General features: G+C 72.3%; 5 protein-coding genes. 1 reads left to right on the forward strand and 4 read right to left on the reverse strand.

Features of this window, described 5'->3' with window-relative positions; translation table 11 throughout:
• A partial coding sequence (locus ACFWBT_RS40755) for a maltotransferase domain-containing protein (RefSeq protein ID WP_385709226.1) occupies positions 1-1,049 on the reverse strand: 1,049 nt, incomplete at its 3' end.
• Positions 1,050-1,271: 222 nt separating this feature from the next.
• Positions 1,272-2,468, reverse strand: coding sequence for a S8 family peptidase (locus ACFWBT_RS40760; protein ID WP_385709229.1), 1,197 nt, complete (start codon positions 2,466-2,468; stop codon positions 1,272-1,274).
• A gap of 391 nt (positions 2,469-2,859) precedes the next feature.
• Here ACFWBT_RS40760 and ACFWBT_RS40765 point away from each other — a divergent pair, with 391 nt between their 5' ends.
• Complete coding sequence (locus ACFWBT_RS40765; RefSeq protein WP_385709231.1) at positions 2,860-5,478, forward strand: glycosyltransferase family 1 protein; 2,619 nt, start codon at positions 2,860-2,862, stop codon at positions 5,476-5,478.
• Between the two features lie 163 nt (positions 5,479-5,641).
• Here the strand turns inward: ACFWBT_RS40765 and ACFWBT_RS40770 are convergent, their stop codons facing one another.
• Complete coding sequence (locus ACFWBT_RS40770; RefSeq protein WP_266762948.1) at positions 5,642-6,142, reverse strand: DUF1990 family protein; 501 nt, start codon at positions 6,140-6,142, stop codon at positions 5,642-5,644.
• 70 nt (positions 6,143-6,212) lie between these two features.
• A partial coding sequence (locus ACFWBT_RS40775) for a M4 family metallopeptidase (RefSeq protein ID WP_385709234.1) occupies positions 6,213-6,633 on the reverse strand: 421 nt, incomplete at its 5' end.

Here is a 6,633-nt window from a genome sequence, read left to right on the forward strand (position 1 = left end):
GCCGGTGGGTCCAGCTGCCCGCTCTCCGAACGCGGGAAGAACTCGTACCAGGCGCCGTACAGCGCCCGCTCCCGCTCCACCAGCAGCGGCAACGGCTCGGACGACGTCACCAGGTCGCGCAGCGGGTGGCGCGCCAGCACCTCGTCCACCTCGGGGGTGAGGGCGGCGGCGAGACGGGAGGCGACGGGACGGCCGGTGTCGCGCAACGCGTCGACGGCACCGAGGACCGTGTCCCTGAGGCGCTTGCTCCTCGGCCCCTTCGGCAGGGCGGCGACCGCCCGCTCGTACAGCAGGGCGCCCTCCTCCAGCACCAGTTCCGTGTCCATCCCGGCCGGGATCTTGATCCCCGCGTGATGCCGCCAGGTGGTGATCGGATCTCCCCACGCCTCCACCGTGTACGTCCAGCGGCCTTCCTTGCCGGCGCTCACCGTGGCGCCCCAGCGGTCGGTGCCGGGGGCGAGCTCGCGCATCGGCGCCCACGGGCCGGGGTGCCCGTCCGGGTCGCGCAGGACGACATTCGCGGCGACCGCGTCATGGCCCTCGCGGAAGACCGTGGCCGAGACCTCGAACTCCTCGTCCACCACCGCCTTCGCGGGACGGCGCCCGTGCTGCACGATCGGGCGGACGTCGAGGACGGGGATGCGCCCGACGGCCGTCGCCGCGGTGACGGCGGGGGCGGCCGGGGCGTCGGCGGTGCGCGTGGCGGGGACGGCGGCCCCGCCTTTCTTGGGAGCGGACCTGCCTGCCTTCGGAACGGAGCCGCCTGTCTTGGTCTTGGTCTTGGTCTTGGGCTTGGGAGCGGCGGCGCGGCGGGCCGACGTGCCGGGATCGGAGGTGCCGGGGCCGGACGTTCCGGGATCGGACGTTCCGGGGTCGGACGTGGCGGGAGCGGAGGTGCCGGTGCCCGGGGCGGTGGTGGCGGCCGGGCTGCCGCCGCCGGGGGCGGCGGAGGGTTTCTCCGGGGTACGGGGACCGGCCTCGGCCTTGCGTGTTCGGGGGGTCTCGGGGGTGGTCGTCGTGGGTGGCGACGTGTGGTGCGTGGCGGGCATGACCGCTCCTGTCCGCGTCAACGTGGGTGGGCGGATGAGGGTGTGGGGAGGTGGGGCCTGCGGGTGTACCGGGGGAGCCTTCCCACCCTATGCGGGTGAGCATTCCGGCACTTTGTTAACTACTCACGCGTATGTCTACACACAAGACCGGCCTCGTCCCGGGCAGGCGAGGCCGGTGCGGTGTGGCCGAATCACCCTGGTTGTACCAGCGTTCCACCTGGGTCAGCCGACGTGCAGGAGTTTGTTCGGTGAACCCGGGCCGACGCCCGACACCTTTCCCGAGGCCGCCTGTCTCACCAGCGCTTTCGCCACCTGGGCCGGTGTGGCCCGCGGATGAGCCGCCAGAAACAGCGCGGCCGCGCCGGCGGCGTGCGGGCTCGCCATCGACGTGCCGGAGTATGTCGCTTTCGCCGTGTCACCGGCGTACGAAGTCGACGTGATCGCGACCCCCGGCGCGAAGAGGTCGAGCGCCGACCCGGTGTTCGAGAAGCTCGCCCGCGCGTCGGTCCGGTCGCTCGCGCCCACCGTGACGGCCTGGGCGACCCGGGCCGGGGAGTAGAACGAGGCCGGCAGACCGTCGTTGCCCGCCGCGACCGTGTAGGTCACACCGGAGGCGATGGAGTTGCGGACGGCCGCGTCCAGCTGGGTGTTGGCGTACCCGCCCAGACTGAGGTTGGCCACGGCCGGCTTCCTCGCGTGCCGGGTGACCCAGTCGATGCCGGCGATGACCTGGGCGGTGGAACCGGCCCCCTGGTCGTCGAGGACACGGACGGCGACGACCCTGGCCCTCTTGGCGACGCCGTACGCGGTGCCCGCGACGGTTCCGGCCACATGGGTGCCGTGGCCGTTGCCGTCCTGCGCGGTCCTGTCGTCGTCGACGAAGTCCCAGCCGTCGGCCGCCCGGCCCCCGAAGTCCCGGTGGGTGACGCGGACGCCGGTGTCGATGACGTACACGGTCACTCCCGAGCCCGCCGATCCCGGTGCCGTGTAGCGCTTGTCGAGCGGCCGGTCCGGCTGGTCGATCCGGTCCAGGCCCCACGAGGGCGGGTTCCTCTGGACACCGTCGAGCGCCACCCGGGTGTCCTGGACGACCGAGGCCACGCGGGGGTCCGCGGCGAGCCGTCCGGCCTGTCTCTCCTCGGCCCGCACGGCGAAGCCGTTGAGGGCCGTGCCGTACGTGTGGCTGATTCTCGCCCCGTACCGCTCGGCGATACCCGTGCCCGCCGGAGACGAAGCCCGCGTACCCCCTTTGAGCGTCACGATGTAGCTGCCGCTCACGGAGCCCGGGAGACCGGCTCCGCGTATCTGCCCCTCCGGGGCCGCCTGTGCGGGCGGGGCGATGGCCGAAAGCACCGCGGCCGTCGTGACCGCGGTGAGACCAGCCGCCCAGCGCAGACGCCACTTCCTCGTCCGTGCCATGACTGGAGTTCCCCTCCTCAAGTCGACGTACGCAGGCCGGAGCCGACCGCTCTGGGCAGGGCCCGGCCGTACGTCACCTGGCGAGCCTCTCGTGCGGCGCGAAGCACCACAAGGCCGCCCAGGAGGGCGGAATCGGCCATACCGGCCCGGGTGTGTCCACGGCTGTCCGCGGCTGTCCGTGAAGGTTGCGTCGATTTCTCGCCGACGTAACACGGCTTCTCGCGGACGTAACGCGGCTTCTCGCCGATGTCACCCGGTCGATCCGATCCGGGGGTCGTGCCGCGATGCGCCGTGTCGCGAAGGCACCCTCGCCGCTACCGTCGTGGGTGACGAAGGCCGCACAACGCCGTGCGTCCCTCTGCCGCGTACGTCCTCCGTGAAGGTGGAACTCGTGAAGGCGATCCGCAGATTCACCGTCCGACCCGTTCTCCCCGAAGTCCTTCACCCGCTCAGTGACCTGGCACGCAACCTCCGCTGGTCCTGGCATGCCGAGACCCGCGACCTCTTCCAGTCCGTCGACCCGGAGCGCTGGGCCGCGTCCGGCGGCGACCCCGTACGCCTGCTCGGCAGCGTGTCCGCCGGACGGCTCACGGAGCTCACGCAGGACAGCCGGTTCCTTCGCCGCCTCGGCGAGGTCTCCGACGACCTGCGCGAGTACGTCACCGGTGACCGCTGGTACCAGACACAGACCTCCGACCTGCCCGCCGCCATCGCCTACTTCTCGCCCGAGTTCGGCATCACCGCCGCGCTGCCGCAGTACTCCGGGGGCCTCGGCATCCTCGCGGGCGACCATCTCAAGGCGGCCAGCGACCTCGGTGCCCCGCTGATCGGCGTGGGCCTGCTCTACCGGCACGGCTACTTCCGCCAGTCCCTGTCCCGCGACGGCTGGCAGCAGGAGCACTATCCGGTCCTCGACCCCAACGAACTGCCCGTGGTGCCCCTGCGCGACGACGACGGCACGCCCGCCCAGGTCTCGCTCGCCCTGCCCGGCGGCCGCGCGCTGCACGCCCGGGTCTGGCTGGCCCAGGTCGGCCGCGTCCCGCTGCTCATGCTCGACTCCGACGTCGAGGAGAACGACCTCGGCGAACGCGGAGTCACCGACCGGCTGTACGGCGGCGGCAGCGAGCACCGGCTGCTCCAGGAGATGCTGCTCGGTATAGGAGGGGTGCGCGCGGTCCGGACGTACTGCCGTCTGACCGGGCATCCGCAGCCCGAGGTGTTCCACACCAACGAGGGGCACGCGGGTTTCCTCGGCCTGGAGCGGATCGCCGAACTCGCCGACGAAGGACTGGACTTCGCGTCCTCGCTGGAGGCGGTCAGGGCCGGCACGGTCTTCACCACCCACACCCCGGTACCCGCCGGCATCGACCGCTTCGACCGGGAACTGGTCGCCCGCCACTTCGGCCCCGACGCCGAACTCCCGCGCATCGACGTGGGGCGCATCCTCGCTCTCGGCATGGAGACCTACGCCGGAGGCGAGCCGAACCTCTTCAACATGGCCGTCATGGGCCTGCGGCTCGGCCAGCGGGCGAACGGGGTCTCGCTGCTGCACGGCCAGGTCAGCCGGGAGATGTTCTCCGGGCTCTGGCCGGGCTTCGACCCCGAGGAGGTGCCGATCACCTCGGTCACCAACGGCGTCCACGCGCCGACCTGGGTGGCGCCCGAGGTCTTCCGTCTCGGCGCCCGGCAGATCGGCGCGCAGCGCACCGAGGACGCGCTGACCGTCGGCGGCTCGGACCGGTGGGACGCGGTGGCCGAGATCGCCGACCAGGAGATCTGGGACCTGCGGCGGGTGCTGCGGGAACAGCTGGTGCTGGAGGTGCGGGACCGGCTCCGGGCCTCCTGGCGCCAGCGGGGCGCCGGCACCGCCGAACTCGGCTGGATCGACGGAGTGCTGGACCCCGACGTGCTCACCATCGGCTTCGCGCGCCGGGTCCCCTCGTACAAACGGCTGACCCTCATGCTGCGCGACCGCGACCGGCTCATGGACCTGCTGCTGCACGCCGAGCGGCCGGTCCAGATCGTGGTGGCGGGCAAGGCCCACCCCGCCGACGACGGCGGGAAACGGCTGATCCAGGAGCTGGTCGAATTCGCCGACGACCCCCGGGTGCGCCACCGGATCGTCTTCCTGCCCGACTATGGCATGGCGATGGCGCAGAAGCTGTACCCGGGCTGCGACATCTGGCTCAACAACCCGCTGCGCCCGCTGGAGGCGTGCGGCACGAGCGGTATGAAGGCGGCGCTCAACGGCTGCCTGAACCTCTCCGTGCTGGACGGCTGGTGGGACGAATGGTTCCAGCCCGACTTCGGCTGGGCGATCCCGACCGCGGACGGCACCGCGACCGACGACGACCGCCGTGACGAGCTGGAGGCCGGGGCCCTCTACGACCTCCTCGAACAGCGGGTGGCCCCCCGCTTCTACGACCGGGGGCAGCACGGTCTGCCCGACCGCTGGATCGAGATGGTCCGCCGGACGCTGACCCACCTCGGCCCGAAGGTCCTGGCCGGCCGGATGGTGCGCGAGTACGTGGAGCGCCTGTACGCCCCCGCTGCGCAGGCCCACCGGTCCCTCACCGCCGAGACGGCCCGCGAACTGGCCGCCTGGAAGTCACGTGTCCGCGCCGCCTGGCCGCAGGTCACCGTCGACCATCTCGAGGCGTCCTCGGCCACCGCGACCGCCGAACTCGGCACCACCCTGTCGCTGCGCGTGCGCGTCGGCCTCGGCGACCTCGTCCCCGACGACGTGGAGGTCCAGGCGGTCGCGGGCCGCGTCGACACCGACGACCGCATCGGCGACGCGGTCTGCGTCCCGCTGAAACCGGCCGGCGGCCCCGACCTCGAGGGCCGCTGGGTGTACGAGGGCCCACTGTCCCTCGACCGCACGGGCCCCTTCGGCTACACGGTCCGCATCCTGCCGACCCACCGCCTGCTGGCCTCCGCCGCGGAACTCGGCCTGGTGGCGGTCCCGTCGGAGGAGATGGGGGAGGGGGCGGGTCTGCTGATGCGGTGAGGCGCGGGCGGGACACCGCCGGGGGCGAGCCGTGTGCCACGGCTCGCCTTCGGGCCCGGCCGAGGCCGGACCGTCCCCGGCACACCCGCCCGGCATCGGTCACCCGCCGGGCCCGTGCCCGGCGTCCGCCGTCCCGCGGGGCTGTGCACACCTGCCTCCGGGTTCAGCTGTCCAGCCCCGCGCACAACCTCCGCAAGACCTTCCCGCACCGCTGGGCGTACGCGTGCTGGAGTCCTCTCGTCGCGGCGCCGCCCGCGCGGGCGTACCACTTGACCGCGCGGCTGAAGGCCGTGATCGTCAGCCAGACGGTGCCGTCGCCGGTGCGGGAGACGACGAAGGCTTCCTCGCCGCACTCGGGGTGGCCGGACAGTGTTCCGTAGGCCCAGGCGGTGCGCCGGGGTTCCTCCGCCGTCCAGACGACGCGGCAGGGGGCCTTGATCGGGCCGAGACCGACGGTGACGTCGACGCCCGGAGCCGCCTTGTCGGCGTCGGAGACCATGCCGATCCCCATGGCACGGTGCAGCTCCCAGGTCATCAGGGCTTCGGAGGCGCGCCGGAAGACGGCCTCGCCCTCGCCGATCCGGAAGCGGACATGCAGTCGGTGGAAGCCCGGAGGGCAGCGATCCTCGCGGGTCGCGCCCACGTCCTCGTACGTGTAGGGCATGGGGGCAAGAGTAAGGCGGCACCCGGGGCTGTCCTTCCCCGGGTGCCGCCTCTGTTCGACTACGTGCTTGCTAGGCGACGTTGACCGCGGACCAGGCGGCGGCCACCGTCTTGTACTCCGTGCTCGTGGAGCCGTACAGGGCCGACGCCGCGGAGAGCGTGGCCGTGCGGGCGCCCGCGTACTTGGTCGTCGACGTCATGTAGGTCGTCAGCGCCTTGTACCAGATCTGCAGCGCCTTGGCCCGGCCGATGCCCGTGACCGTGGTGCCGTTGGACGTCGGGGAGTTGTAGCTGACCCCGTTGATCGTCTTCGAACCGCTGCCCTCCGAGAGGAGGTAGAAGAAGTGGTTCGCGACGCCGGACGAGTAGTGCACGTCCAGGTTGCCGACGGTGGAGGACCAGGAGTCCTTGGAGCCGCCGTCCTTGCTCGGCTTGTCCATGTAGCGCAGCGGGGTGCCGTCGCCGTTGATGTTGATCTTCTCGCCGATGAGG

Origin of the sequence: Streptomyces sp. NPDC060027 (genome assembly GCF_042737005.1) — a bacterium.
GTDB lineage: Bacteria > Actinomycetota > Actinomycetes > Streptomycetales > Streptomycetaceae > Streptomyces.